This is a genomic window from Falsiroseomonas sp. E2-1-a4 (assembly GCF_051433165.1).
In the GTDB taxonomy this organism is placed as follows: domain Bacteria; phylum Pseudomonadota; class Alphaproteobacteria; order Acetobacterales; family Acetobacteraceae; genus Falsiroseomonas.
The window spans coordinates 43,646-70,039 of record NZ_JBHMFS010000002.1 but is presented as its reverse complement, the minus strand read 5'-3'; the positions used below and the strand labels follow the sequence as shown (position 1 = coordinate 70,039).

The window sequence follows — 26,394 nt, the reverse complement described above, 5'->3', positions numbered from 1 at the left end:
GCGTCGCGACAGTGCCGCGCCCCCCCGCGATGCGGGAGAGGGTTTCTGCTCCCTCCCCCGCTTTTGCGGGGGAGGGTCGGGGTGGGGGCGAGGCCGCGTTCTATCCTTTCGCCACCCCCGCCGTCGCCAACACCGCATCCGCCACCACCAGCAGCCCGGCCTCCGCCCATTCCGGCGTGATGCTTTCGGCCTCGTTGTGGCTGATGCCGCCATGGCAGGGGGTGAAGACCATCACCGTCGGCACGCGCCGCGCGCAATACACCGCGTCATGGCCGATGGCAGTTGGCATCTCCTGATATGGGATCTGCCGAGTCTCCGCGGAGTCACGCAGCCGGTCCACCAGCGCCGTCGCGAAGGGCGTGGCGGGGGATATCCAGAAATCCTCCACCGCGATCGCGACATTCCGCCGCGCGCCGATCGCCGCTGCCTCCCCGCGCAACACGGCGGCCAGGTCGGCCAGCATGTGCTCATCGTCATGGCGCGTATCCAGGCTGAACCACACCCGGTCCGGCACCACATTGCGGCTGTCCGGATGCACGGTCAGGCGCCCCACCGTGGCGCGTGCGCCGGCCGCCAGCGCGGCTTTCTCAATGGCCAGCATCATTTCCGCCGCGCCCATCATGGCATCCCGCCGCCCGGCCATGACGCTGCCGCCATGCGCATTCTCGCCGGTGACGGTCACCTCGAACCAATGCTGGGCCAGGGCGTGAGTGACGATGCCCAGGTCGAGGCCGCGCTTTTCGAGCTGCGGCCCCTGCTCGATATGCACCTCGAAATAGGCTTCCAGATCCTGCAACGCCGCCGGATCGGCAGCCCCCGCCCAGCCAATTCGGGAGAGTTCGTCGCCAAAGACCGCACCGGCACTGTCCGTCTTCGCCAGCACCTCGGCTTCCGGGAAGATTCCCATGGCAGCGCCGCTGCCCATCATGGGCGGGGAGAAGCGCGCGCCTTCCTCATTGGTCCAGTTGATCAGCATGACGGGCGCCTCCGTCTCGATCCCCGCCTCGTCCAAGGCGCGCAGGATTTCGAGGCCAACCAGCACGCCCAGCACGCCGTCGAACTTCCCGCCGGTGGGCTGCGTATCCAAATGGCTGCCGATGGCGACCGGCTTGCGGGACGGGTCGCGCCCCGGCCGGGTCAGCGCCATGTTGCCGACGCGGTCGAGCACCAGCGTCGCACCCGCCGCCTCCGCCTGGCGTTGCAGCAGCGCGCGCGCCTCACCGTCGAGGTCGGTGAGAGTCTGCCGATTGTTTCCCCCCTTGGCGGTGGCGCCAATTCGAGAAAATTCCATGAGGCTGTCCCAGAGACGGGCGCCGGAGGGTCTGAAATTGCTCATGCCGCTTCCACTCCACACCATTCGGCCATGGTGATTGCGATGGTCCGGGTGATGTCGTGCATGCTGTCCATGCCGACGCTTTCGTCGATGCCGTGGATATCCTGCGCATCCGGCCCGAAGCAGGCCACGGGCGTGTTCTGATACAGGGTGAAGAAGCGCCCGTCGGTCAGGCCGGTCGCCGGGTATTTCCGCAGCTGATGCCCGGTGAGATCGGCGAAGTTGCGCATCGAGGTCTGCACGATCTCCGCCTGCATGTCGAAGACGCAGGGATCCGCCATGAAACCCTTGAACTCCACCTTCACCTTGGCGCCCTTCAGCGCCGCATCACCGCGCGCTTCCTGCACGATGCGCTCGATATCCGCGCGCACGTTGCTCGCCGTATTGCCCATCATCACGCCGACCCGCAGGCCGAGCGTGGCGCGTGTCGGCACGGAGGAATTCCACTCGCCGCCCGTGAAGGTGCCGAGGTTGACGTTCACCGGATGGTTCACGCCGCGGAAGCTGGCATGGATCAGCTCGCCGCGATTCATGTCCCGCTCATAGGCCTCGAAGCGGGTCCAGATGGACATCGCCGCCTCCACTGCATTCACCCCCGCCTGCTTGTCCCGCACATGCGCCGGGCGGCCCGTGACCGTCACCCAGGCCCAGACCACGCCGACCTCCGCGCTGTACATCGCGGGCAGGCCGGGGCCGGGTTCGGGGATGATGACGGCGTCGGTCCGTGGCAGCGCCAGCATGCAGGCGAGCGCGCCATTGCCGGTGCATTCTTCCTCGATCACCGACTGCATCTGCACCTCCGCCGCCGGTTGCAGCCCGGCGAGCTTCAGGGCGCGGAAGGCGGTGACATACGACAGAATGCCGGCCTTCATGTCGCCCGCGCCGCGGCCATACATGCGGCCCCCACGGATGGCGGGCTCATAGGGCGGCGTGGTCCATTCATCCTCGGCGCCTTCCGGCACCACATCGACATGGCCCTGCAAGGCGAGCGACCGGCCCCTCGCCGCGCGCGGCCGGTGCACCGCGACGACATTGTCCCGCCCCTCATAGGAAACGAGCGGCGGCGAGAAGCCGGGATGGTTCGCCAGCGCCGCCGGATCGGTCGGCACGCGCTGCGGGGCGAGGCCGAGGCTTTCATAAACCCGCGCCATCTCGTTCAGCGCGGATTGCTCGTTCCCCAGCGTCGAGGGGCAGCGCACCAGGCGCATCAGCGCCTGCTCACCCTCCCCGCGCAACGAATCACAGGCATCGAGGATGGCGCGGCGGGCGCCGGGGTCGAGCGGGATGGCGTCGGTCATCATGAACCCTTGGGCAGCAGTCCGCGCAGTCAGCCCCCATGAGGGCGATCTGTCCAGCGGCGCCCGATGGACAGTGTCGGCCATGCGCCCCTACCGTCGCCGCTATGAAAGCTTTCGCCGATGCCGCCCATGCGGCGCACGCCCCGAACTTCTTCCTCATGCGCGGACGCATCCGCCCGAATTTCGAGGTGCCGGCCCGCGCCGCCTCCCTCTCCGAGGGGCTGACTCGGCTCGGCATCACGCCCACCACGCCGCCCCCTGTGCCGCAGGTCGCGCTGCTGCGCGCGCATGATGCGGGCTACCTCGATTTCCTGCGCGATGCGGCGGCGGGCTGGGCCGCATTGCCGGATTCTGGGGCGGAGGTGGTGGGCAATGTCCATCCGACGCCGGAAATGATCGCCCAGGGCGCGCGGCCGCCTGCGGGCCTGGTCGGCCGCGTCGGCTGGTACACGGCGGATACCGCCTGCCCGATCGGCCCCGGCACCTGGGCGGCCTCGATCGGCGCGGCCGCCTGCGCAGTGGCGGCGGCGGAGGAAGCCAGCGCCGGCCGCACTGCCTATGCCCTGTGCCGCCCGCCTGGCCACCACGCCTATGCCGCGCGCGCCGGCGGGCATTGCTACATCAACAACGCCGCCATCGCGGCGGAGACTCTGGTGGCGGCCGGGGCGCGGCGCGTGGCGGTGCTGGATGTCGACAGCCACCACGGCAACGGCACCCAGGCCATCTTCTGGAAGCGGGCGGATGTGCTGACCGTCTCCATCCATGGCGACCCCAACGCCTATTACCCCTGGTATGTCGGCCATGCCGGCGAACGCGGCGCCGGGCCGGGCACCGGCTGCAACCTGAACCTGCCGCTGGCGCAGGGCAGCGGCGACGCGGAATGGCTGGCGGCGATCGACACCGGGCTGACGGCGATCCGCAATTTCGGCGCGGATGCGCTGGTGGTCTCGCTCGGCTTCGATGCCAGCGAGCATGAGCCGCTGGGTTTCTTGCGCGTGACGGAAGACGGTTTTGCGCGCGCCGGCGCGCTGATCGCCGGGGCGGGGCTGCCGGCGGCGATCATCCAGGAGGGAGGCTACAACGTCGATCTGCTGGGCCGGCTGCTGGAACAGTTTATGGGCGGTTGGAACGGTTGATTTAATCCCAGATTAATTCAACCCTGGATGCGTGAGTTCCATCGCCCGCATCCAGACCTTCGCCTTCGCCGGCATCGAGGCCGTGCCCGTCGAGGTGCAGGTGCAGATCGCCCCTGGCCTGCCGGCCTTCCTTATCGTCGGCCTGCCCGACAAGGCCGTGGGCGAATCGAAGGAGCGCGTCCGCGCCGCGCTGACCGCCATCGGCCTGTCCCTGCCGCCAAAGCGCGTGTTGGTGAACATGGCGCCCGCCGACATCGCCAAGGAAGGCAGCCATTTCGACCTGCCCATCGCGCTGGCCGTCTTGGCCGCGATGGATGTGCTGCCGCGCGACGAGCTGCATGATTTCGCCGCCCTCGGCGAATTGGCGCTGGATGGCAGCCTCGCCCCGGTGGCCGGCGTGCTGCCCGCGGCGATGGCGGCCTCGGCGCGGGAGCTGGGGCTGGTCTGCCCGGCGCAGCAGGGGCCGGAGGCGGCCTGGGCCGGACGCATCCAGGTGCTCGCCCCGCCCGATCTGCCCGCCCTGATCAACCACTTCCGGGGCATCCAGACCCTGGCCCAGCCGGTGCCGCCGCGGCTGGATGATGCGCCCTGGGCCGGCCCCTGCCTCAGCCAGGTGCGCGGCCAGGAAAGCGCCAAGCGGGCGCTGGAGATCGCGGCCGCCGGCGCCCACAACCTGCTGATGGTCGGCCCGCCCGGTGCCGGCAAATCCATGCTCGCCGCCCGCATGGCCGGGCTGTTGCCGGACCTCACCCCTGCGGAGGCGCTGGAAATCTCCCTGGTCCATTCCGTCGCCGGCATGCTCACCGAGGGCAAGCTGCTAAGGCGCCCACCCTTCCGGGACCCGCACCATTCGGCCTCCGTCCCCGCGCTGGTCGGCGGCGGCGCCCGGGCGCGGCCGGGGGAGATCAGCCTGGCCCATCTCGGCGTACTGTTCCTCGATGAATGGCCGGAATTCCCCCGCGCGGCGCTGGAGGCGCTGCGCCAGCCGATGGAGACCGGCCGCACCACCGTCAGCCGCGCCAACGCCCACGTGACCTACCCGGCGCGCTTCCAATGCGTCGCCGCCATGAACCCCTGCCGCTGCGGCTATCTGGGCGAACCTTCCCGCGAATGCGCCCGCGCGCCGGTCTGCGGCCAGGACTACCAGCAGCGCCTGTCCGGCCCGCTGCTGGACCGCATGGATGTGGTGGTCGAGGTGCAGCCGCTGGCCCCCGCCGAACTCACCCGCGCCCCGCCTGGCGAGCGGACGGAGGTGGTCGCCGCCCGCGTCGCCGCCGCACGCGAACGCCAGCGTGCCAGGGGCGGCGCCCGCTGCAATGCGGAGGCCGAATGGGACGTGCTGCAACCCCTGGCCGATGCGGATGCGCTGGCTTTGCTGGAGACCGCCGCCACCCGCCTGCGCCTGTCCACCCGCGGCCAGGTGCGAACGCTGCGCGTGGCGCGGACGATCGCGGACCTCGCAGCGGTGGCGCGCGTCGGCCGCGCCCATGTGGCGGAGGCGCTGGCCTTTCGGCACCGCATGCCGGGACGTGGCGCCTGATCTGCGCGTAGCGGGCTGGACGGCGGGTGAACCAACCGCAACCTTCCGCCCCACCAAAGGGGAACCGTCATGCAGATCATCCGCGACCTCGCCACGCTGCGCGCCGCCAGCGCCGAAGCGCGACGCGACGGGCGCCGCCTGGCGCTGGTGCCCACCATGGGCGCGCTCCACCAGGGGCACCTCGCAATGGTCACCGCCGGGCGGCAGGTGGCGGAGACGGTGGCGGTCTCGATCTTCGTCAACCCGTTGCAGTTCTCCCCGACCGAGGATTTGTCCCGCTACCCGCGTGACGAGGCAGGCGACCTGGCGAAGCTGCGCGCGGTGGGCTGCGACATCGTCTGGATGCCGGACGTCCCCACCATGTACCCGCCCGGCAGCGCCACCCGCATCGAGGTCGCCGGCCCCGCCGAGGGTTTCGAGGGCACCGCCCGCCCCGACCATTTCCGCGGCGTCGCCACCGTCTGCACGAAGCTGTTCAGCCAGACCCAGGCGGATGTGGCCGTGTTTGGGGAAAAGGATTGGCAGCAGGTGCAGGTCGTCTCCCGCGTCGTGGCCGACCTTGACCTGCCCATCCGCATCCTGCCGCATCCGACGGTGCGGGAGGCGGATGGCCTGGCCTGTTCCTCCCGCAACATCCGGCTGACGCCGGAACAGCGCGCTTTGGCGCCGCTGCTGCCGCGGCTGATGGTGACGGCGCTGGACACCATCCGCGCCGGCGCCGCGCCCGGCCCGGTGCTGGACCGGGCAACGCGGCAATTGCAGGAGGCCGGCTTCACGCCGGACTATCTCGCAATGGTGCAGCCGGAAACGCTGCGGCCCTGGGAAGGCGGCCCGGGCCGGCTGCTGGCGGCGGCCCGGCTGGGCGAGGTGCGGCTGCTGGACAATATGGCGCTGTAACTCAGCCCGCCCGAAAAGCGTCCGCCACCCGGCGCACCCGTCCCTGCCCATCCACCAGCAGCACGTCGAAGCGCACACCCTCCGCGCCATGGCCCGGGTTGGCCGCCATCCACGCCTCGGCGGCGGCCATCAGCCGGGCCTGCTGGCGTGGGCCGAGGGCGAAGGCGGCATCGGTCAGCGTGGCGCGCGCCTTCACCTCGACGAACACCAGCAGCCCGGCGCGTTCCACCACCAGATCAATCTCGCCGGCCCCGGTCCGTACCCGGCGGGCCAGGGTGGCAAAGCCGTCCTGCGCCAGCGCGGCCTCCGCCGCCGCCTCCGCCTGGCGGCCGCGCGCCTCGGAGGCCTGTTTCACGGTACGGCGCATGACGCTGGCTTCGGGCATAACCTAGACTAGCCGCATCACGCAGGTGGTCCCAATGGCGCTTCGAGTCCTTCTGCTTCTCCTTCTCGCCTGGCCCGCTTTGGCGCAGCCGGCGCAGCGGCACATGGCGGCCACCGCCAATCCGCACGCCAGCCACGCGGCGCGGGAGGTGCTGCGGGAGGGTGGCTCCGCGCTGGACGCCGCGATCGCCGCCGCCGTGCTGCTGACGCTGACGGAGCCCCAGGCCAGCGGCATCGGCGGCGGCGCCCTGCTGCTGCACCAGGATGGCCAGAGCCTGGAAATCCAGGCCTGGGACGGCCGGGAAACAGCACCCGCCGCCGCCACCCCGCGCCTGTTCCTGAACCCGGATGGCACACCGATGTCCTTTGCCCAGGCCATGGAAGGCGGCCGCAGCGTTGGCGTGCCCGGCCTGCTGCGGATGCTGGAGGCGGCGCATCGCGAACATGGCCGCTTGCCCTGGGCGCGGCTGATGGCACCCACCATCGCCCTCGCTGAGCAGGGGTTTGAGGTCTCCCCACGCCTCGCCGCCGCCATCGCAGGCAGCGCCGACTCGCTGCGGCGCGACCCTGGCGCACGCGCCTATTTCTTCGGTACCGATGGCGCGCCCTGGCCGGCCGGCCACCTGCTCCGCAACCCGGCGCTGGCCGCGACGCTGCGCCAGGTGGCGCAGCAGGGGGCGGATGCGCTGCATCGCGGCACGCTGGCCGAGACCATCGCCACAGCGGTGCAGACCCATGCGAACCCTGGCGGCATGACGGCGGCTGACCTGGCCGGCTACGCGCCCGCCCGCCGCGCCCCGGTCTGCGCCCCCTACCGCACCTGGCGCCTCTGCGGCTTCGGCCCGCCAAGCTCCGGCGGCGTTGCGGTGGGCCAGATCCTCGGCGTGCTGGAACATTTCGACCTCGCCGCCCTGGCCCCCGACAGCGCCGATGCGGCGCATCTGCTGGGGGAGGCCGGACGCCTCGCCTTCGCCGATCGCAATCTCTACCTGGCCGATGCGGATTTCCAGCGCGTGCCGGTCGCCGGCCTGCTGGATGCCGCCTACCTCACCAGCCGTGCCCAGCTTCTGGATCGCGACCGCGCCATGCCCCCGCCCCGCCCCGGCAATCCGCGCTGGCGGCAGGCCGGGCTGGCGCCGCAGCCGGCGGAACATGGCAGCGGCACCAGCCATCTCTCGGTGGTGGATGGCGCCGGCAATGCCGTCTCCATGACCTCGACCATCGAATCCGCCATGGGCAGCCGCATCTTCGTCGGCGGCTTCCTGCTAAACAACGAACTCACCGATTTCAGCTTCTTGCCGGAGGTGGAGGGCCGCCCCGTCGCCAACCGGGTCGAGGCAGGCAAGCGGCCACGTTCCTCCATGTCCCCCACCATCGTGGTGGATGCGGAGGGGCGCGCCGCGCTGCTGCTGGGTTCCGCCGGCGGCGCGCGCATCATCGGCCATGTTGCGCAGTCCCTGGTCGCCATGCTGGATTGGGACCTCGCGCCGGACGCCGCGCTGGCCCTGCCGCGCATCGGCGTGGTCGGCACAGCGGCGCTGGAACTGGAAGCCGGCACGCAAGCCGCCGCCCTGGCTCCGGCGCTTCAGGCACGCGGTCATCGCGTGGATGTGCGGGACATCAATTCGGGTCTGACCGCGATCCGCATCACGCCCCGCGGTATCTGGGGGGCAGCCGACCCACGGCGCGAGGGCATCGCCATCGGCGATTAAGTCCAAAACCCTTGGTGATTAAAGGAAAACGACCCATGCACCGCCTGCTCGCCTGCCTGCTGCTGCTGGCCGCTACCCCCGCCTGGGCCGATGAGACCAAGGAGATCGGCCATGTGAACACGGCCATCACCAATCTCGGCCTGACCCGCAGCCACCGCGTGGTGGTGGAACGCTTCAACGACCCGGAGGTGCGGGGCGTGTCCTGCTACATCAGCCAGGCCCGCACGGGCGGCCTCTCCGGCATGCTGGGCGTGGCCGAGGATCCGGCCCGTTTTGCGCTGAACTGCACCGCGACCGGCCCCGTGGAAGTGCAGCCCGGCGCCCGCCGCGGGGACCGGGGCGAGGTGGTGTTCGAAAGCAGCACCAGCCTGTTCTTCAAGGAAACCCGCGTGCATCGCTTCGTGGATGAGGAACGCAACGCGGTGGTCTATCTCGCCTGGTCCACGCGGCTGATCGACGGCTCGCCCTACAATGCGGTCTCCGCCGTGCCGATCCGATAGGGTTCGGCGCTGCTACGGCCAGCATCGGCCGATCGCGCCGGGTATGATACTCCGCATCACCGGAGGGGCGATCAGGCGGCGCAGCGCCGCCTCCGGCCAATGCACCACATAGTGGGACCAGTTGGTGGCATTGAAGACCGATTGCGCCGCGGCCTCCGGCAGTGAGCAGTCGCGGCTGGGCGCCCAGGCGGCATGGGACAGTGCGGACGCCTCCATCCCCTGTCCCACCGCCGCCACCAGCAGCAACCCCGCCAACAGCCGCCGACGCCACTCCGCCGCGAGCTGCACCGCGCAGCCAGCGGCCACCGCCAGCACCGCCAGCGGCGCCATGCCGGTCCGCATCGTCATCTCATTGCCCGGTCCGAACATATACAGCGGCAGGAGCGCCAGCATCACCAGCCCCGACTCCAGAAGGCGGGACCGCAACACCAGCAGCGTCGCGGCGGCGATGACGCCGAATTCGATAGCGAGAAACAGCGCCAGGCGCGGCAGTACCCCCAGCCCGTGCTGCGCAACCAGCGCGGCATGTGGAATTTCGCTGGACCCGGCGGTGAGGAACCAGGCCAGCGGCACCGCCAACGCCACGCCCAGCCAATTCGCTGGCCCGATGAGCGCTGCGCGCCAGAACCCGCCGGACAGCGCCACTACCCCGGCCATCAGCCCCGCTCCCAGCGCCCCCAGCGGCGACCAGGCCGCCGCCGCAGCCAGGGGTACCGCGACGACGCGCAGGAATTCCGGCCGCCTCGCATGGCGCAGCAACAGCAGCGCCGGAATCCAGGCTGCCAGCGCATGGTTCGGCACCCAGAGCAGCAGCGTCACATGCCCCGAATACTGGAAGATACGCGCCCACCATTCCCCGCCACGGCCCCAATAGCTGGCGAGGCCCGTGCCATCCGTCAGGTCGAGCCAGATGTTGGGCAGCAGGTCCAGCCCGCCGAAGGTCAGGAAGACCAGCACCAGCCAGCGCGCCCGCACCCCCGCCTGCCGCGCCAGCGCCGCCAGCAGCGCGAGCACCAGCGCCAGGCCAAGCGCCGTCCAGACGAACAGCGCCGCCTGCGCCACGCCCAGCCCACCGATCCGCCCGGCCAGTGCGGCGGGCATGTAGTAGCCGAGCGGCGCGCGCAGCAACCAGACGGCATCGCCCACCACATAGCCCACCGGCCAGGGGCCGAGCGCCAGGTCGCGCATCACCGCATCGCGGATCTGCCAATCCATCGGCGCATAAAGAAGATGGTGGGTGCCGCTGCTGCCGACGCACCAGGCAAGCCCGCCGATGAGGCAGGCCATTGTGGTACCACGCGCCAGCGGCCAGGCGCCACGCCAGCCTGGCACCATCGCCAGGCCGACTGCGCCGGTGAGGACGGAGGCGATGGCCCAGGGCCAGGCGAAGAACCCGGCCGCGAAGATCAGCGCCGGGACCAGCAGATAGGCGGTGCAGGCAACCAGCAGCCGGTCCGGCGCCGCATCGCCGAGCTTGGCATCGAGGTTCAGGCGCGGCTTTCCCGCACCGCCGCGCGCTTGCGGGTATCCTGCTGAAGCTTCGTGCCCAGCCCCGGCCCCTGCATGGGGTAGCAGAAGCCCTTCTCTACGCGCGGCAGTTCCGTCACCAGGTCGCGGTACCAGGTGGCGAGCGTCGCGCGCACCACCTCCTGGAAAATCGCCGTCGCGGCGTGCAGCGCAAAGTGCAGGCTGGCCACCAGCGTCACCGGCCCGGTGCAGTCATGTGGTGCGACCGGCCGCGCCCAGGACTCCGCCAGCGCCGCGATCTTGCGCGCCTCCGTCAGCCCGCCGCACCAGGTCAGGTCCACCATCACCACATCGGTCGCGCCGGCCACCAGCAGGTCCCGGAAGGCGACCTTGCCCCCCAGCGTCTCACTGGCGCAGATCGGCACGCCCGGCACGCTGCGGCGCAGCTCCACCAGGGCGGCGGTGTCGTCCATCTTGCAGATCGGGTCCTCCACCCAGAAGGGCCGGATCGGGGCCAGCGCCTGGCAGATGCGGGTGGCCGCGGGCAGGGAGAAGATGGAGTGCAGCTCCGCCATCACCTCCATCCGGTCGCCCACCGCGCGCCTGATCTTCTCGAACGGCTCCATGCCCTTCTTCAGATCATCCAGGTTCATCACCTGGCCGCCGGAGGCCGGCGCATAGACGTCGAAGGGCCAGATCTTCATCGCCGTGAAGCCTTCCTCCAGCAGCGAATGCGCCAGTTCATCGGCGCGCTGCATGAAGGCGACCTGATCGTCATAGGGGCCGATCGCGGCCTCCCCGTCCCGGACGTCGCGGCGGTCCCGGGCCGAGTTGTAGTCGTAGCCGGCGCAGGTGTTGTAGGCGCGGATGCGGTCCCGGCTCAGCCCGCCCAGCGCTTCATGCACCGGCACCCCAAGCCGCTGGCCCATCAGGTCCCACAGCGCGATATCAACCGCGGAGGCCGCGCGCATCTCGGCGGAGGACGCGCCGAAGCCGACATAGGGCGTCATCAGGTGCCGGTGGATGCGCTCGATGTTCCGCGAATCCTGGCCCAGCAGGTAAGGGGCGACCAGTTCGTGGATCTGGCCCTCCACCGCCGCGGCGCCGCGAAAACTCTCGCCGAGGCCGGTGAGGCCCTCGGCCGTCTCGATCTCGACCCACAGGATGTTGGCGCGTTCCGGCACGCGCAGGGTGCGGACGCAGGTGATGGTGGAGGGGGTCATTCGGCGCGGATTCCCTGACGGCGAACCACATCGGCCCAGCGAGCGACTTCCGCCCGCACATGCGTGCCCATCGCCTCCGGCGTCCCGCCGAGTGGCGCCACGGCCAGATCCGCCATGCGGGACCGCACGCGCGGGTCGGACAAAGCCTGGTTGAAGGCGGCGTTCAGCGCGGCGATGGCCGCCGGCGGCGTGCGCGCCGGCACCATGAAGCCGAACCAGCTATCGATCGCCATGCCCTGCACGCCCTGTTCCGCGAAGGTCGGCACATCCGGCAGCTCCGTCAGCCGCTGCTCGCTGACCGCGGCCAGGGCGCGAACGGACCCGGCGCGGATATGCGGCAGGATGGAGGGCAGATTGTCGAAGAACACGTCGATCCGCCCGGCGATCAGGTCGGTGATGGCGGGGCCCGAGCCACGATAGGGCACATGCACCATCTCGATCCCCGTCACCGCCCGCAGCAATTCCGGCCCGAGATGGTTGGACGCGCCGACGCCGGAGGAGCCGAAGCTGACACCTCCGCGCAGGCTGCGGGCGAGCGCCAGGAATTCCGCGACATTCTGCGCCGGCAGATCGCGGCGCACCGCCATGACGTTGCGGACCGCGCCGGTCAGGATGACCGGGGCGAGATCGTTCAGCAGGTCATAGCCGGCATTGGGATACAGCGCCGGGTTCGCGCCGCAGGGCCCGAAGGCGCATTGCAGCAGCAGCGTGCCATCGGCCGGGCCGCGCGCCACCTCCGCCGCGCCGATATTGCCGCCCGCGCCTGCCTTGTTCTCCACCACCGCACCGCGCGGCAGATGGGCGGAGGCCGCCTCCGCCAGCACGCGGGCGACGATGTCGCTGGTGCCGCCCGGCGCATAGGGCACCAGAATGCGAATGGGTCGGTCCGGCAGGTCCGCGGCCAGGGCGGTTCCGCCCAGAAGCAGGGCCGCCAGCATCGGCAACACCCTGCGCGTGATGTCCTGGATCAGCATGTTTCCCCCGCAAAGCTTGTCGTTGCGTTGCGGCAGGTTAGGCGCAGCCCAGAGGCCATTGGAACCCCGGCGGACCCCGGCGAGGTGGGTGCGACTTGATTCCCTGGCGTTCCGGGACAAAAGTCACCGCATCATGATCCTCCTGATCGACAACTACGACAGTTTTACGTTCAATCTCTATCACTTCCTCGGCGATCTTGGGGCAGTGGTTGAGGTTCGGCGCAATGATTCCCTCTCGGTGCAGGCCGCCATGGACCTGCAGCCGGAGGCAATCGTGCTTTCGCCCGGCCCCTGCACACCGCATGAGGCGGGCATCTGCCTCGACCTGATCGGCGCGGCGGCGGAAGCGCGGCTACCGCTGCTGGGGGTCTGCCTCGGCCACCAGGCGATCGGCCAGGCCTTCGGCGGCCGTGTCGTGCGGGCGCCGGAGCCGGTGCATGGCAAGGTGTGGGAGGTGACCCATGGCGGCACCGATATCTTCGCCGGAATCCCCTCCCCGTTCCGCGCCACGCGCTACCATTCCCTGGTCGTGGAGGATCTGCCGGAAACGCTGATCCCCACCGCCCATACGGCGGACGGGCTGGTGATGGGCCTGGCGCATCGCGACCTGCCGATCTGGGGCGTGCAGTTCCACCCGGAGAGCATCGCCAGCGAACACGGCCACGACCTGCTGCGCAATTTTCTCGCGCTGGCCACCCGCCGGAACAGCGTCCCCGCATGAAGAAGATCCTCGCAAGGCTCGCCGCTGGCGAAAAACTGGCGGAGAGCGAGGCGGAGGTCGCCTTCGGCATGATCATGGCCGGCGAGGCGACGCCGGCGCAGATCGCAGGGCTGCTGATGGCCATGCGGGTGCGTGGGGAGACGGTGGCGGAAATGACCGGCGCCGTCCGGGCCATGCGGGCGCGGATGATCGCGGTGGATGTGCCGCCGGGGGCGATGGATATCGTCGGCACCGGGGGCGATGCCGCCGGAACGCTGAACATCTCGACCGCCACCGCGCTGGTGGTGGCCGGTTGCGGGGTGAAGGTGGCCAAGCACGGCAACCGGGCGCTGTCCTCCCGCTCCGGCGCCGCGGATGCGCTGTCCGCGCTCGGCATTCCGGTGATGGAGACGCCGCTGGAGGCGCTGCCGCGCGTGCTGGCGGAGGCGGGGATGGTGTTCCTGATGGCGCCCCGCCACCATTCCGCCCTCCGACACGCCGCCGGTCCGCGGGTGGAACTCGGCACCCGCACCATCTTCAACCTGCTCGGCCCGCTGGCGAACCCCGCGCGTGTCACCCGGCAGATGACCGGCGCCTTCGCCCCCGAATGGCTGCACCCGATGGCCGAGACGCTGGCCCGCCTCGGCACAGAACGCGCCTGGCTGGTGCATGGCATGGGGCTCGATGAGCTGACTCTGGCCGGGCCATCGCAGGTGGTGGAACTGCGCGACGGCCGCATCACCGAGTTCGAGGTGACGCCGGAACAGGCCGGGCTGCCGCGTGCGCCGGTCTCGGCGCTGCAGGGCGGCGAGCCTGCGGAGAATGCCGCGGCGCTGCTGGCGCTGCTGGAAGGCGCGCCCGGCGCCTATCGTGATTGCGTGCTGCTGAATGCCGCCGCCTCCCTTGTCGTGGCGGGCCGGGTGGACGACATCCGTGCGGGCGTCCCCCTGGCTGCTGCATCCATCGATGGCGGCGCGGCGTTGAACGTGCTGAACCGGCTGCGAACCAGCGCCGCCCTGCCCCCTGAAGCCGAGCACCCTGCCCGATGAACGTCGCCACCCCCGTGATCTCCGACACGCTGGCCCGCATCCTCGCCGACAAATACGAGGAAGTGCGGGAGCGTTCCGCCGCCATGCCGCTGGCCGAGGTGGAAAGCCAGGCGCGCCATGCCGCCCCGCCGCGCGACTTTACCGGCGCGCTCTGCGCCGCGGTGGCGGAAGGCCGGGTCGGGCTGATCGCCGAGATCAAGCGCGCCTCCCCCTCCGGCGGGGTGATCCGCGAGCCTTTCGAGCCGGCGGAGCTCGCCCGGGCCTATGAGGCGGCGGGTGCGGCCTGCCTGTCCGTGCTGACCGACGCGCCCTGGTTCCAGGGCGACCTCGGCCACATGGTACAGGCGCGCGCCGCCTGTTCCCTGCCGGTGCTGCGCAAGGACTTCATGGTGCACCCCTGGCAGGTGTTCGAGGCCCGCGCGATGGGGGCGGATGCAATCCTGCTGATCCTCGCGGCGCTATCCGATGAGCAGGCGCTGGAGCTGGAGCATGTCGCCCGGTCTCTCGACATGGCGGTGCTGGCGGAAGTGCATGACCAGCGGGAGCTGGACCGGGCGCTGGGGCTGGAGACGCGGCTGATCGGCGTGAACAACCGTAATCTCAAGACCTTGGTGACCGATCTTGCGACCTCGGACGAGCTGATCCCGCAGATCCCAGCCGACCGTATCCCGGTTGGCGAAAGCGGTATCCGCACCCCGGAGGATGTGCGCCGCATCTGTCGCGCCGGCGCCCGCTGCCTGCTGGTCGGCGAACACCTGCTGCGCCAGCCGGATGTGGAAGCGGCGGCGCGCGAGCTGATCAACGCGATCTGACGCGCGTGACCCTCACCCATTTCGATGCGGCCGGTGCGGCCGCCATGGTCGATGTGTCGGACAAGGATGCAACGCAGCGCGTGGCCGTGGCGCGCGGCCGCATCACCATGGCGCCGGAGACGCTGGCGCTGATCCGCCAGGGCCAGGTGGGCAAGGGCGACGTGCTCGGCATCGCCCGCATCGCCGGCATCATGGCGGCCAAGCGCACCAGCGACCTGATCCCGCTCTGCCACCCCCTGGCGCTGACCAAGGTGACGGTGGAACTGACCATCGCGGAGCCGGATGCGGTCGAGATCGAGGCGCTGGCCAAGGTGACGGGCCAGACCGGCGTGGAGATGGAGGCGCTGACGGCCGTGACCGTCGCGGCGCTGACCATCTACGACATGTGCAAGGCCGCCGATCGCGGCATGCGGATCGAGGCGGTGCGGCTGTCGCATAAATCCGGTGGTAAATCCGGGGTTTACGAGGCCACCTGATGATCCCGCTGGAAGACGCCCGCACCCGCATCCTGGCCGCCCTCCGCCCCACCGCGGCGGAGACGGTGGCGCTGGCGGAGGGTTGGGGCCGGGTGCTGGCGCAGCCGGTCATGGCGCGGCTGACGCAGCCGCCGGCGGATGTCTCGGCGATGGATGGCTACGCGGTGCGGGCCGCCGATGCGGTGGCCGGCGCGCGCCTTGCCGTGGTCGGCGCTGCCCCGGCGGGGCACCCCTACCCGGGCGAAATCGGGCCGGGCCAGGCCGTTCGCATCTTCACCGGCGGTTTCGTGCCGCAGGGCGCCGACGGCATCCTGTTGCAGGAAGATGCGGAGGCCCAGGACGGCCAGGTGACGGTGCGGGAGTCCGTGCAGCCTTCGCGCTGGATTCGTCGCCAGGGTCTGGATTTCGCGGCGGGCGAAGTGCTGCTGCCCGCCGGGCGGCGGCTGACGGCGCGCGACATCGGCCTGGCCGCCGCCGCCAACCACCCCTGGCTCGCGGTGCATCGCCGCCCCCGCATCGGCATCCTCGCCACGGGCGATGAGATCGCGCTACCCGGTGAGCCGATTCCCGCGGGCGGCATCGTCAGCTCCAACGCCCATGCGCTGGCCGCCCTGGTGCGCGCCGGCGGTGGCGATCCGCTGGTGCTGCCCATCGTTGCCGATGACCGGGATGCGATTGCCGCCGCCGCCGCCGCCGCGCGGGGCTGCGACCTGTTGGCAACCACGGGCGGCGCCAGCGTCGGTGAGCATGACCTGATCCAGTCGGCGCTGGGCGAGGAAGGCTTCGCGCTGGATTTCTGGAAGATCGCCATGCGGCCGGGCAAGCCGCTGATCTGGGGGCGGCTCGGCGCCACGCCGGTGCTCGGCCTGCCGGGCAATCCGGTCTCAGCCCTGGTCTGCGGCGTGCAGTTCCTGCTGCCGGCGCTCGCCGTGCTGTCCGGCCTGCCTGCCGCGCCGCCGCCCACCATCCTAGTGCGCACGGGCGCGGCATTGCCGGCGAATGACCAGCGCTTCGATCACCTCCGCAGCAGCCTCGCCCCCGATTCGGACGGGCGGCTGGTGGCGACGCCCTTCGCCATGCAGGACAGCTCCATGATGAAGACCCTGGCCCGCGCCGAGGCGCTGATCCTGCGCGCGCCCTTCGCCCCGGCGCTGCCGGCGGGCGCGGAGGTGGAGGCGATCGCGCTCGGCCCGCTCGGAATCTGAGGCGCTCGCGCCGTGCATCGTGGCGCGGATGTTGAAAGGATTTGACGCGACGCGGAGAACCTACCTAGAACATCTCCACCGGTTGCCCGTTTGTTCGCCGCCCTTTCGGGTAGGGCGGGAAGGCCGCGGAGGAGATGCCATGCTGACGCGCAAGCAGCACGAGTTGCTGATGTTCATCGACAAACACCTGCGCGCCACCGGGTTCTCCCCCTCCTTCGAGGAAATGAAGGAAGCGCTGCGGCTGAAATCGAAATCCGGCATCCATCGGCTGATCACGGCGCTGGAGGAACGCGGCTTCCTCAAGCGCCGCGCGCATCGTGCCCGGGCGCTGGAAGTGGTGCGACTGCCGGAGAACGTGGCGCCGCGCCGCACTGAACCGGCGCCCGCCCCTGCCGCGACCCAACCCGCTTTCAGCCCCAATGTGATTCGTGGCCACTTCGCCCCCGGCCTGGCCGGGGTGCAGAAGGCGGCGAATGAGGCGGGGTCAGTCGCCCTGCCGTTATATGGCCGCATCGCCGCCGGCCTGCCGATCGAGGCGACGCGCGATACCGCCATGGTGGACGTGCCCGCAGCGCTGCTGGGGGGCGGTGAGCATTACGCGCTGGAGGTCGCCGGCGATTCGATGTCGGAAGCCGGAATCCTCGATGGCGACACGGTGATCATCCGGCGCGGCGAGACGGCGGATAACGGCGCGATCGTGGTGGCGCTGGTGGATGACCAGGAAGTGACACTGAAGCGCCTGCGCCGGCGCGGCAATTCGGTGGCGCTGGAGCCGGCGAACCGGGCCTATGAGACGCGCATCTTCGGACCGGACCGGGTACGGGTGCAGGGTCGGCTGATCGGCCTGCTGCGACGCTACTGAACGCGGGCTCCGGGACCCCTCAATAGGGGTCCCATTCCAGCTTCCGCGCCTCCTGCCAGCACCGCAGCCGCTGCCATGCGGTCATCAGTGCCGCACCGGCCGCCATGCCCGCGCACAGCATGAGGGTGGTGGTCATTCTGGTTTCCTCCGCTCTGCGTTCAGACGCACAGTTTGTGTCCGTCGGTTTAAGGAAGCGTTACCGCCCGGCGTCATCAACGTTGGCGAGGGGTAAAGTTTCCGCTCGGCCTGGTAACGGTTCCGCTGGCACCCAGGGGCGGTCGCCGCGGATATCCCGGTCGCTGGCCAGGCGCGGCGCGGCGCCGCGCAGCCAGGCGGCCTGCGCGCCGTTCCGCCACATGCTGAAGCGGTCGATGCTGTCGCCGGTCGCGCAGCGCGGCCGCAGCGGCTCCAGCGCCACCACCAGCGAGGCACAATGGGCGGTGGCATCGATCGGGGCGGAGCGTTGGCCACGCGGCACCGGCGGGCCGCGCCGCAGCACCACCTCCGCACCGCCCGGGTGCGGGCGGAAGCGGCAGGCGCCCGGCTCGCAGACCAGCGTGCCGCCGGCCAGGGCGCCGTGCGCCGGCAGGGGCAGCGCCTCGGTCGCGCCCATCGCGCGCAGCATGTTCTCCTGCACGAAGGCCCGCGCGCCGGGCAGGCGGTGCAGATAGACCCCCTGCCCGGTGCGCAGCGCGACGATCCGCGCATCCTCGGACACCAGCAGGTCCGGCGGCGGGCTGACCAGGCCGGCGGACAGGCCGAGCAGGATCACCGGCACCCCCCCGGCGCGCAGCAGCCCGCGCCACAGGCACAGCCAGCACAGGCCGAGGCACACCAGCGCCAGCCCCCAGCCCGGCAGCGGCGGCAAGGCGGGCGCGGCACCGGGCCAGGAGGCAACCTCCCGCGCCACCAGCAGGATCCCCTCGACCCCCCAGCCCATCACGCGCAGCGGCCACTCGGCCAGGCCCAGCGGCAGGGCCAGCATGGCGATCAGCGCCGCCGGCATCACCAGCAGCGAGGTCAGCGGCACCGCCACCGCATTGGCCAGGATCCCGAACACCTGCAACCGGCCGAAATGGTGCCACCCGGGTGGCGCCGTCGCCGCGCCCGCCAGCAGCGAGGTCAGCATCAGCCCGAGCACGAACAGCAGCGCCGGCCGCCACCAGCGGGCCTGCTGGCGGATCCGCGCCAGCCAGGGCCGCAGCGCATCATGCCCCGCGATCAGCACCAGCACCGCGGCGAAGGACATCTGGAAGGACGGCCCGAGCAATTCCGCCGGCGCCAGCACCAGCACGGCGGCCGCGGCCATGGCGAGGCTCCGCAGCGAAACCGCGCGCCGCCCGGCCAGCAGCGCCAGCGTTACCAGCACCGCCATACCGAGGCAGCGCTGCATCGGCACCTGCGATCCCGTCAGCAGCATGTAGAAGGTGCCCGCCGCCAGCGCGCCCAGCGCCGCCACGGCCTTGCCCGGCAGCCGCAGCGCGACAAAGGGCACCAGCGCCACCGCCAGCCGCAGCATGAAGAAGACTAGCCCCATGACGATGCTCATGTGCAGGCCGGAGACGGCCAGCAGATGCGACAGGCCGGCATCGCGCATCGCCGCGATCTCAGCCGGCGGAATGCCGCTCTGCGTGCCGGTGATCAGCGCCGCGGCCACCGCGCCAGCCGGGCCGGGAATGGTCTCCGCCACGACCCGGTTCAGACGGGTGCGCAGCCGGGCAATGCCGGGCAGGCCTTGTTCCAGCATCTCCACCGGCCCCAGCGCGAAGCCGGAGCCGTCGAGGCCGGAGAAATAGGCGGCGCGCTGGAAATCATAGCCGCCAGGCACCACCGGCGCGCCCGGCGCCCGCAGCAGGGCGCGCAGGCGCAGGCGGTCGCCGGGCTGCGGGCGGGCCGGGTCGTTGTTGCGAAGCCGCACGCGGATGGTGCGGGCCAGTGGCGGCCCGCCATCCAGCCGCGCCTCCCGCAGCGTGATGCGCTGCCCCTCCGGCAAGGGCTGCACCTGGGTCACCACGCCTTCCACCACCAGGGCGCCGAAGGGCAGGAACAGCGGCGCCGGTTGCCGCGCGGCGTGCCAGCCCGCCAGCCCGGCGCCGAGCAGGAAGGCCGCCACCAGCCCCACGCTCCACCCCGGCAGCAGCCAGCGCCGGGCCAGCCAGAACCCGGCCGCGGCCATCGGCGGCACCAGCCACAACGGTTGCCAGGTCGGTTCTTCCGGCAGGCTGAAATACCACAGCACGCCCGCGCCCAGCGCCACGGCCAGCCACGGCGCGAACCGCCCCTGCTGCGCACCCAGCAGCGACGCAGCCCAGCCGCCAATGCGCGCAGCCAGGTCTTGCCGCTCCACCGGGGAAATCGCCAGGGACATTCAACCCATGGTGGAGAGATTTCCCCGCAACTGCAACGCTGTCCCTGGGGGCGGCTTTGGCGCGCGGGCGATCCGCGCTAATCAGCCGGTCAGATTCCTCCTGCCGGGACACGGAACACCATGTCGGTCCGCACGCGCTTCGCCCCCTCGCCCACGGGCTACCTGCATATCGGCGGCGCGCGCACCGCGCTGTTCAACTACCTGTTCGCCCGCCACCACGGCGGCCAGTACCTGCTGCGGATCGAGGATACGGACAAGGCGCGCAGCACGCAGGAAGCCGTGCAGCAGATCCTGGACAGCCTCGAATGGCTCGGCCTCAGCCCGGACGAGCCGCCGGTGATGCAGACCAGCCGCGAGGCCCGCCATGCCGAGGTCGCGCGCGAATTGCTGGCCGCCGGCAAGGCCTACCTCGCCTACGACACGCCGGAGGAGCTGGCGGCGATGCGGGCCGAGGCCGAGGCCGCCAAGCGCCCCTTCAAATATGACGGCAGCCGCTGGATCAACCTCGACCCGGCGCAGGCCCAGGTTCAGTCCCTTGGCCTGCCCGGCGCCATCCGCATCAAGGCCCCGCGCGGTGGGGAGACGGTGGTGGCGGATCTGGTGCAGGGCGAGGTGCGCGTCGCCGATACCGAACTGGATGACATGATCATCCTGCGCTCCGACGGCACGCCCACCTATCTGCACGCGGTTGTGGTGGACGACCATGACATGGCGATCACCCATGTCATCCGCGGCGATGACCACCTGACCAACACCTTCCGCCAATGCATGGTCTATGACGCGATGGGCTGGCGGCGGCCGCATTTCGCGCACATCCCGCTGATCCATGGCGCGGATGGTGCCAAGCTGTCCAAGCGCCACGGCGCCGTGGGCGCGCTGGAATTCGACGAGCAGGGTTTCCTGCCGGAGGCGCTGTGCAACTACCTGCTGCGCCTCGGCTGGGGCCACGGCGATGAGGAGATCGTGCCGCGCGACCGGGCGATCGAGCTGTTCGACCTGAAGGATGTCGGCCGCGCCGCCTCCCGCATGGACTACGCCAAGCTCACCCATCTGAACGGCGTCTATATCCGCGCCGCCGAGGATGACCGCCTGGTGCGCGACGTGATGATGCGCTTCGCCCGGCGGAAGATCGATTTCGGAACCGATGCCGCCGCCCGGGTGCGCGCCCTGATGCCGGATCTGAAGGCGCGGGCGAAGACGCTGGTGGAACTGGCGGACGCCGCAGTCTTCGTGGTGGCGGAAGGCGCCCCGGTGCCGGATGCCAAGGCCGCCGCCCTGCTGACCGAGGAAGCCCGCGCACGTCTGGCGGACCTCGCGGAATTCCTGGGCGATGCACCCTGGGAGCGGTCGGACCTCGAACAATGGCTGCGCGACTACGCCGAGGTGAAGGGCGTGAAGCTCGGTCAGGTGGCGCAGCCGCTGCGCGTCGCGCTCACCGGCAGCACGCAAAGCCCGCCGATCGATGCGGTGCTGGTGGCGCTGGGCCGCGCCGAGAGCCTCTCGCGCATCCTGACCGCGGCGGGTGAGGCGGTGTGAAACCAGATTGCGCTTGACGCAACTCTCGGGCGAAGTCTAAAAAATGGATTAACGAGCAAAAATTACTCGCTCGCCCCTCGTCCGGAGTGCGTGATGCGTACCGTCTCCATGCTCGGCTATTGGCTGGTCAGCTTCATTGGAACCGCGCTCTGGACCGGGGCCATCATCACCCTGACATCGCTGCCACTGCCCACCCAGCTTGCCTTGGGTGGCATGGGGCTGGTGGCCTTCATCTGGGGCCATTCCGTGCTGTTTCCGAAGGAACGCCCGGTCGCGACCGTCACCGCACCCGGCCGGGCTCCGCGGCCGGAACCGGCGCGCACCGGCACGCCTGCCAGCCCCCCCTCCTCAACCGGCACGCCCCGCATGCCCACCGGCACACTCCGCATGCCGACCACCCGCTCTCCCCGCAATGCCGCCGGCCTGCCGCCGCCGGGCGACCTGCCGCCGCTGCTGCGCACCCCGCTGGAGGAAGCCGCGCGGATGGAGGCGCACCGTCTGGCGGAGGTGGTGACAGCCTCCGGCCTGTTCGGCCCGGTGCATGTGCGGCTGGAGGCCGATGGCACCGCTCTCATCGCGCCGGTCGTGCCGGAGCGCGGCGTGCGACTGCACACGGACAAGCTGGTTCGCTTCGCCGCCTACGCCACGCTTCCCGATGGGCTGGTCGAGGCTGGCCGGCATGGTGGCGGCACCTGGTCCGGCGCCGACCTGCTGGCCGCCATTGATGCCCATCTCGCCACCGTTGCCCCTGCCCAGCCTGGCGTCACCGCGGCGGCTGCCAGCCGGGGCACCCCCGCTCCGCCAATCCGGCCGGCCGGGCTCGCAGCGCCGCTCGCCGGTTGATCGATGCCGCAACGATGCCGTTGTGCGCAAGACGGCACTGGGCGATAGTCGCCTCTCATTAACCTCCCGTTAACTCAGGAAATCGGCATGGCGACGATCGTCGGGACGGATAATGACGATGTCATTACGCCAGGCTTCATCAGCGGTGGGGTCAGCGGCGCGCCAACCGCCGGGGCGGACACGATCTATGGCCTGCTGGGCAACGACACCATCGATGGCGGCGGTGGCGACGATCAGATCAGCGGCAATGCCGGGGCCGACCTGCTGAATGGCGGCGAGGGCGCCGACACCATCTTCGGCGACGAGGACAACGACACCATCACCGGCGGTCCCGGCGCCGACAGCCTGTTCGGCATGGACGGCGCCGATTCCATCGATGGCGGCGCCGGGGCCGACACGATCTATGGCGGCGCCGACCAGGACACGCTGCGGGGCGGCGACGGCAATGACTATCTGGATGGCGGCACGGGCGCGGATTTGCTGTTCGGCGGCGCCGGCGCGGATACGCTGTTCGGTGGGGATCAGGCCGATGCCATCCTCGGCGATGACGGCGACGATCTGGCTTTTGGCGGCGAGGGCGCGGATGCCATCGCGGGCGGTGCCGGCAACGACACGCTGCATGGCGGCACTGATGCCGATACGATGGATGGTGGCGCGGGCGATGACCTGCTCTATGGCGAAGCCGGGGTGGATTGGCTGATCGGTGGCGCCGGCGATGACACGCTGGATGGCGGCGATGACGGCGACAGCCTGGCCGGCGGCGATGGCGATGACCAGATCTTCGGCGGCCAGGGCCAGGACACGATCCATGGCGAAGCCGGCAATGACAGCCTCTATGGCGGCGATGACGGCGATACGCTGGATGGCGGCCCGGGGAATGACTACCTCGATGGCGGCGGCAGCGCCGATCTGCTGCGCGGCGGCGATGGCAACGACACGCTGCGCGGCGGCGATGGCGTGGATACGCTGGAGGGCGGTGACGGCGACGACAACCTCGATGGCGGCGCCAGTGCCGACATCCTGGCGGGCGGCAACGGCAACGACATCCTGATCGGCGGCGTCGATGCCGATACGCTGCTGGGCCAGGCCGGCAACGACACGCTGATCGGCGGCACGGGCTATGAGCTGCTCGATGGCAGCGACGGCGATGACTATATCCGCAACGGCGCCGGTGAGGACACCATCATCGGCGGCGCCGGCATCGACCTCGTCGATTTCACCGATGCCACGGGCGCCCAGCCCGGCTCCGTCTTCATGGTGGACCTGCCCGGCGGCATCTTCGGCACCGGCGCCTTCGCCACCGGCACCATCACCGGTGTCGAGCATGTTGGCGGCAGCGCTTACGCCGACAGCATCGTCGGCGATTCGGGCAACAACCAGCTTTTCGGCTTCGCCGGCTTCGACACGCTGGCGGGCATGGAGGGCAATGACAGCCTGTTTGCCGGGGATGACGGCGCCAGCCTTTCGGGTGGCGAGGGCGACGACTACCTGCATGGCGGCACCGGCCACTCCACCCTGCTGGGCGGCAACGGCAACGACACGCTCCAGGGCGGCACCGGCAATGATCTGATGGAGGGCGGCGCCGGGGATGACCTCATCATCGGCGGCCTCGGCGACGACACCATGCTGGGTGGCGAGGGCCTCGACACCATCTCCTATGCCGATGCCACGAGTGGCGTGGTGGTCGACCTCGCCGCGGGTACCGCCACACGCGCCGGCGGCACGGACTCGATCGACGGGTTCGAGGCGGTCTTCGGCACCGCCTTCGCGGACAGCCTGACCGGCGGCGCCACAAGCTCCCTGCTGCGCGGCCTGGCTGGCGATGACACCATCACCGGTGGCGCCGGCGGCGATACCATCGATGGCGGCGCGGGCGACGATGTGCTCGTGGGACTGGAGGGCGATGACCGGCTTGAAGGCGGCGCCGGCGCGGATGACATGCTGGGCGGCGGCGGCAACGACACGCTGACCGATTCGGATGGCAATGCCTCCATGCTCGGCGGGGCTGGCGATGACTGGCTGCAGGGCGGCCACTTCATGCGCGGCCAGGATGGCGCGGACACAATCATCGGCAGCGGCGCCGCGACGCTGTCCGGCGGCCAGGGCAACGACCTGCTGCAGGGCGGCACCTGGCTGCATGGTGGCGATGGCGACGATATCCTGATCGGCCAATTCGGGTCCGAGTTGTTCGGCGGCACCGGCAACGACACGTTGCAGGCGGCGGGCGGCGGCGTGGCGGATGGCGAGGCGGGCGATGACTATCTGGCGGGCGGCGGCACGCTGATGGGCGGTACCGGCGACGACACGATCCAGGGCAATGCCGATGCCGTGCTGCTGCAGGGCGGCCTCGGCAACGACACGCTGAGCGGCCCGGCCGGGGCGCTGGAGGGGAATGACGGCGATGACGTCATCTTGGGCGGCACCACTCAATCCGGCGGCCAGGGCAACGACACGCTGACCGGCGGGCCCGCCACCATCCTGATGCAGGGCGACGATGGCCATGACGTGCTGACCGGCGGCGCCGGCGCCGCCACGCTGGAAGGCGGCGCGGGCGAGGACACGCTGACCGCGATGGGGGCGCAGCTGCTGCTCGGCGGCGATGGCGACGACTTCCTCCGCAACAGCGGCGGCGTGGCCGCCACCCTGTCCGGCGGCGATGGCGATGACCGGCTGGAATCGGGCGCCGCGGGGGATGTGCTGCTCGGCGGGCTGGGCCATGACCTGCTGATCGCGATGACCAGCGCCGCGCTGCTGGATGGCGGCGACGGCAACGACACGATCCAGGCCAGCGCCTATGTCGATGCGCTCTCGGGCGGTGCCGGCGACGATGTCCTCGATGCCCAGGGCGGCGCGCGTCTGCTGGATGGCGGCGATGGCGCGGATACGCTGACCGGCGAGGCGGCGATCTTCCTCGGCGGCAACGGCAACGACGTGATCCTGGCGTCCGGCGGCAATAATCTGTTGGTAGGCGGCGCGGGTGACGACCGGCTGGATGGCGGTGCGGGCAACGACACGCTGATCGGCGGGCCAGGCGCGGACACCATGATCGGCGGCGCCGGCAACGACATCTACTTCGTCGACAATCCCGGCGATGTGGTGGTCGAGGCGGCCGGCGCGGGCAGCGCCGATCAGGTGATCTCCACCGTAAGCTTCGTGCTGTTCGACCAGCTTGAGAACCTGATGCTCAATGCCTCCGTCGATGGCGGCCGGGCCATCAACGGCTATGGCAATGCGCTGGACAACATCGTCCACGGCAATGACCTCGGCAATCTGCTGGCTGGCTTCGGTGGGGCCGACACGCTGTTCGGCGGCGATGGGGCGGATACGATCCTGGGCGGGGATGGCCGGGATGAGATCTACGGCGATGACGGCGACGACTTCATCCTGGGCGAGGCCGGCGACGACGTGATCAATGGCGGCCTGGGCGCGGACAGCCTGTTCGGCATGGACGGCAACGACATGCTGTTCGGCGGCTTCGGGGACGCGGTGGATGTGCTGGTCGGCGGCGCCGGGGATGACACGCTGGACGGCCATCTGGGCGCGGACCGGATGTATGGCGGCACCGGCAACGACCTGTATCGTGTCAGCGAACGCAACGACCTGGTGTTCGAATTCGCCGGCGAGGGCAATGACACGGTGGTCGCCGATAGCGCGGCCGATGGCTACTACCTGTTCGAGCACATCGAGAACCTGGTGCTGATGAACGGCACGCCCTTCGGCGTCGGCAATGCGCTGAACAATGTGATCACTGGCGATGCCACCGCGAATTTGCTGCTGGGCGGCTCCGGCGACGATACGCTGATCGGCGGCGGCGGCGCCGATGTGCTGTTCGGCGAGGCGGGGCGCGACACCTTCATCGTCGATGTCGGCACCGGACTCGTCACCATCGGCGACTTCAACCCCGCCGAGGATCTGCTGGTGCTGCGCGGCACCGGCCTCACCTCCGTGGCGGAGGTGAAGGACCGTCTGTTCGAATACGACCGCGACATGGCGCTGGACCTCGGCAATGGCGAGGTGCTGCATCTGCGCGGGGTGGATTGGGAAGCGCTGAACGAGGGCAATGTCAGCCTGGGGTGAGG

The 26,394-nt window shown here is 70.6% G+C and carries 22 protein-coding genes; 15 read left to right on the top strand and 7 right to left on the bottom strand.

Annotation, left to right across the window (positions count from 1 at the left end):
• Positions 1–100: 100 nt before the first annotated feature.
• Together ACFHNC_RS03115 and ACFHNC_RS03110 are read right to left on the bottom strand one after the other, a co-directional pair.
• The gene (locus ACFHNC_RS03115; protein ID WP_437167750.1) at positions 101–1,336 is read right to left on the bottom strand and encodes a Zn-dependent hydrolase; all 1,236 of its coding nucleotides are present in this window, start codon (positions 1,334–1,336) and stop codon (positions 101–103) included.
• On the bottom strand, positions 1,333–2,631 hold the full coding sequence (locus ACFHNC_RS03110; RefSeq protein ID WP_437167749.1) for an ArgE/DapE family deacylase: 1,299 nt from the start codon (positions 2,629–2,631) through the stop codon (positions 1,333–1,335). Before ACFHNC_RS03110 ends, ACFHNC_RS03115 begins: the two co-directional genes overlap by 4 nt.
• Positions 2,632–2,789: 158 nt before the next feature.
• Here ACFHNC_RS03110 and ACFHNC_RS03105 point away from each other — a divergent pair, with 158 nt between their 5' ends.
• The 3 genes from ACFHNC_RS03105 (at position 2,790) to panC (ending at position 6,204) form a co-directional block, all read left to right on the top strand.
• Complete coding sequence (locus ACFHNC_RS03105) at positions 2,790–3,767, top strand: histone deacetylase family protein (RefSeq protein ID WP_437167748.1); 978 nt, start codon at positions 2,790–2,792, stop codon at positions 3,765–3,767.
• A gap of 31 nt (positions 3,768–3,798) precedes the next feature.
• Positions 3,799–5,307, top strand: a complete 1,509-nt coding sequence (locus tag ACFHNC_RS03100; protein WP_437167747.1) for a YifB family Mg chelatase-like AAA ATPase — start codon at positions 3,799–3,801, stop codon at positions 5,305–5,307.
• Between the two features lie 69 nt (positions 5,308–5,376).
• Positions 5,377–6,204, top strand: a complete 828-nt coding sequence (gene panC, locus ACFHNC_RS03095; RefSeq protein ID WP_437167746.1) for a pantoate--beta-alanine ligase — start codon at positions 5,377–5,379, stop codon at positions 6,202–6,204.
• Position 6,205: 1 nt separating this feature from the next.
• Here panC and ACFHNC_RS03090 read toward each other — a convergent pair whose 3' ends face one another.
• Entirely contained in the window at positions 6,206–6,571 is a 366-nt protein-coding gene (locus ACFHNC_RS03090; RefSeq protein WP_437167745.1) for a YraN family protein, read from the bottom strand.
• Between the two features lie 52 nt (positions 6,572–6,623).
• Here ACFHNC_RS03090 and ggt point away from each other — a divergent pair, with 52 nt between their 5' ends.
• Together ggt and ACFHNC_RS03080 are read left to right on the top strand one after the other, a co-directional pair.
• Positions 6,624–8,300: a gamma-glutamyltransferase gene (gene ggt / locus ACFHNC_RS03085; protein ID WP_437167744.1), complete on the top strand. Its 1,677-nt coding sequence runs from the start codon at positions 6,624–6,626 to the stop codon at positions 8,298–8,300.
• 35 nt (positions 8,301–8,335) lie between these two features.
• The gene (locus ACFHNC_RS03080) at positions 8,336–8,800 is read left to right on the top strand and encodes a CreA family protein (protein ID WP_437167743.1); all 465 of its coding nucleotides are present in this window, start codon (positions 8,336–8,338) and stop codon (positions 8,798–8,800) included.
• 12 nt (positions 8,801–8,812) lie between these two features.
• On the opposite strand, the gene ACFHNC_RS03075 is transcribed toward ACFHNC_RS03080, so the two are convergent.
• Entirely contained in the window at positions 8,813–10,087 is a 1,275-nt protein-coding gene (locus ACFHNC_RS03075) for a hypothetical protein (protein ID WP_437167742.1), read from the bottom strand.
• On the opposite strand from ACFHNC_RS03075, the gene ACFHNC_RS03070 reads away from it, so the two are divergent.
• Entirely contained in the window at positions 10,074–10,229 is a 156-nt protein-coding gene (locus ACFHNC_RS03070) for a hypothetical protein (protein ID WP_437167741.1), read from the top strand. The two genes, ACFHNC_RS03075 and ACFHNC_RS03070, sit on opposite strands and share 14 nt — an antisense overlap.
• Before the next feature lie 58 nt (positions 10,230–10,287).
• Here ACFHNC_RS03070 and ACFHNC_RS03065 read toward each other — a convergent pair whose 3' ends face one another.
• The gene (locus tag ACFHNC_RS03065; RefSeq protein WP_437167740.1) at positions 10,288–11,490 is read right to left on the bottom strand and encodes a mandelate racemase/muconate lactonizing enzyme family protein; all 1,203 of its coding nucleotides are present in this window, start codon (positions 11,488–11,490) and stop codon (positions 10,288–10,290) included.
• Positions 11,487–12,464 (bottom strand): Bug family tripartite tricarboxylate transporter substrate binding protein, encoded by a 978-nt coding sequence (locus ACFHNC_RS03060; RefSeq protein ID WP_437167739.1) that lies wholly within the window; start codon positions 12,462–12,464, stop codon positions 11,487–11,489. Before ACFHNC_RS03060 ends, ACFHNC_RS03065 begins: the two co-directional genes overlap by 4 nt.
• 133 nt (positions 12,465–12,597) lie before the next feature.
• On the opposite strand from ACFHNC_RS03060, the gene ACFHNC_RS03055 reads away from it, so the two are divergent.
• The 6 genes from ACFHNC_RS03055 (at position 12,598) to lexA (ending at position 17,568) form a co-directional block, all read left to right on the top strand.
• The gene (locus tag ACFHNC_RS03055; RefSeq protein ID WP_437167738.1) at positions 12,598–13,185 is read left to right on the top strand and encodes an anthranilate synthase component II; all 588 of its coding nucleotides are present in this window, start codon (positions 12,598–12,600) and stop codon (positions 13,183–13,185) included.
• Positions 13,182–14,213 carry an anthranilate phosphoribosyltransferase gene (trpD, locus tag ACFHNC_RS03050; RefSeq protein WP_437167737.1) on the top strand — a complete coding sequence of 344 codons (1,032 nt, stop codon included), beginning with the start codon at positions 13,182–13,184 and terminating at the stop codon, positions 14,211–14,213. Before ACFHNC_RS03055 ends, trpD begins: the two co-directional genes overlap by 4 nt.
• Positions 14,210–15,025 (top strand): indole-3-glycerol phosphate synthase TrpC, encoded by an 816-nt coding sequence (gene trpC, locus ACFHNC_RS03045; protein WP_437167736.1) that lies wholly within the window; start codon positions 14,210–14,212, stop codon positions 15,023–15,025. The genes trpD and trpC overlap by 4 nt, the downstream gene beginning before the upstream one ends.
• Positions 15,022–15,501: a cyclic pyranopterin monophosphate synthase MoaC gene (gene moaC, locus ACFHNC_RS03040; RefSeq protein WP_437167969.1), complete on the top strand. Its 480-nt coding sequence runs from the start codon at positions 15,022–15,024 to the stop codon at positions 15,499–15,501. Before trpC ends, moaC begins: the two co-directional genes overlap by 4 nt.
• Complete coding sequence (locus tag ACFHNC_RS03035; RefSeq protein ID WP_437167735.1) at positions 15,501–16,706, top strand: molybdopterin molybdotransferase MoeA; 1,206 nt, start codon at positions 15,501–15,503, stop codon at positions 16,704–16,706. Before moaC ends, ACFHNC_RS03035 begins: the two co-directional genes overlap by 1 nt.
• 139 nt (positions 16,707–16,845) lie before the next feature.
• Positions 16,846–17,568, top strand: coding sequence for a transcriptional repressor LexA (gene lexA, locus ACFHNC_RS03030; protein WP_437167734.1), 723 nt, complete (start codon positions 16,846–16,848; stop codon positions 17,566–17,568).
• 196 nt (positions 17,569–17,764) lie between these two features.
• Here the strand turns inward: lexA and ACFHNC_RS03025 are convergent, their stop codons facing one another.
• A complete protein-coding gene (locus ACFHNC_RS03025; RefSeq protein ID WP_437167733.1) occupies positions 17,765–19,936 on the bottom strand; it encodes a ComEC/Rec2 family competence protein in 2,172 nt (723 codons plus the stop codon).
• 120 nt (positions 19,937–20,056) lie between these two features.
• Here ACFHNC_RS03025 and gltX point away from each other — a divergent pair, with 120 nt between their 5' ends.
• The 3 genes from gltX (at position 20,057) to ACFHNC_RS03010 (ending at position 26,392) form a co-directional block, all read left to right on the top strand.
• Positions 20,057–21,472 (top strand): glutamate--tRNA ligase, encoded by a 1,416-nt coding sequence (gene gltX / locus ACFHNC_RS03020; protein ID WP_437167732.1) that lies wholly within the window; start codon positions 20,057–20,059, stop codon positions 21,470–21,472.
• A gap of 93 nt (positions 21,473–21,565) precedes the next feature.
• Positions 21,566–22,315 (top strand): hypothetical protein, encoded by a 750-nt coding sequence (locus tag ACFHNC_RS03015; protein WP_437167731.1) that lies wholly within the window; start codon positions 21,566–21,568, stop codon positions 22,313–22,315.
• A gap of 87 nt (positions 22,316–22,402) precedes the next feature.
• Positions 22,403–26,392 (top strand): beta strand repeat-containing protein, encoded by a 3,990-nt coding sequence (locus tag ACFHNC_RS03010; RefSeq protein WP_437167730.1) that lies wholly within the window; start codon positions 22,403–22,405, stop codon positions 26,390–26,392.
• Positions 26,393–26,394: the final 2 nt, after the last annotated feature.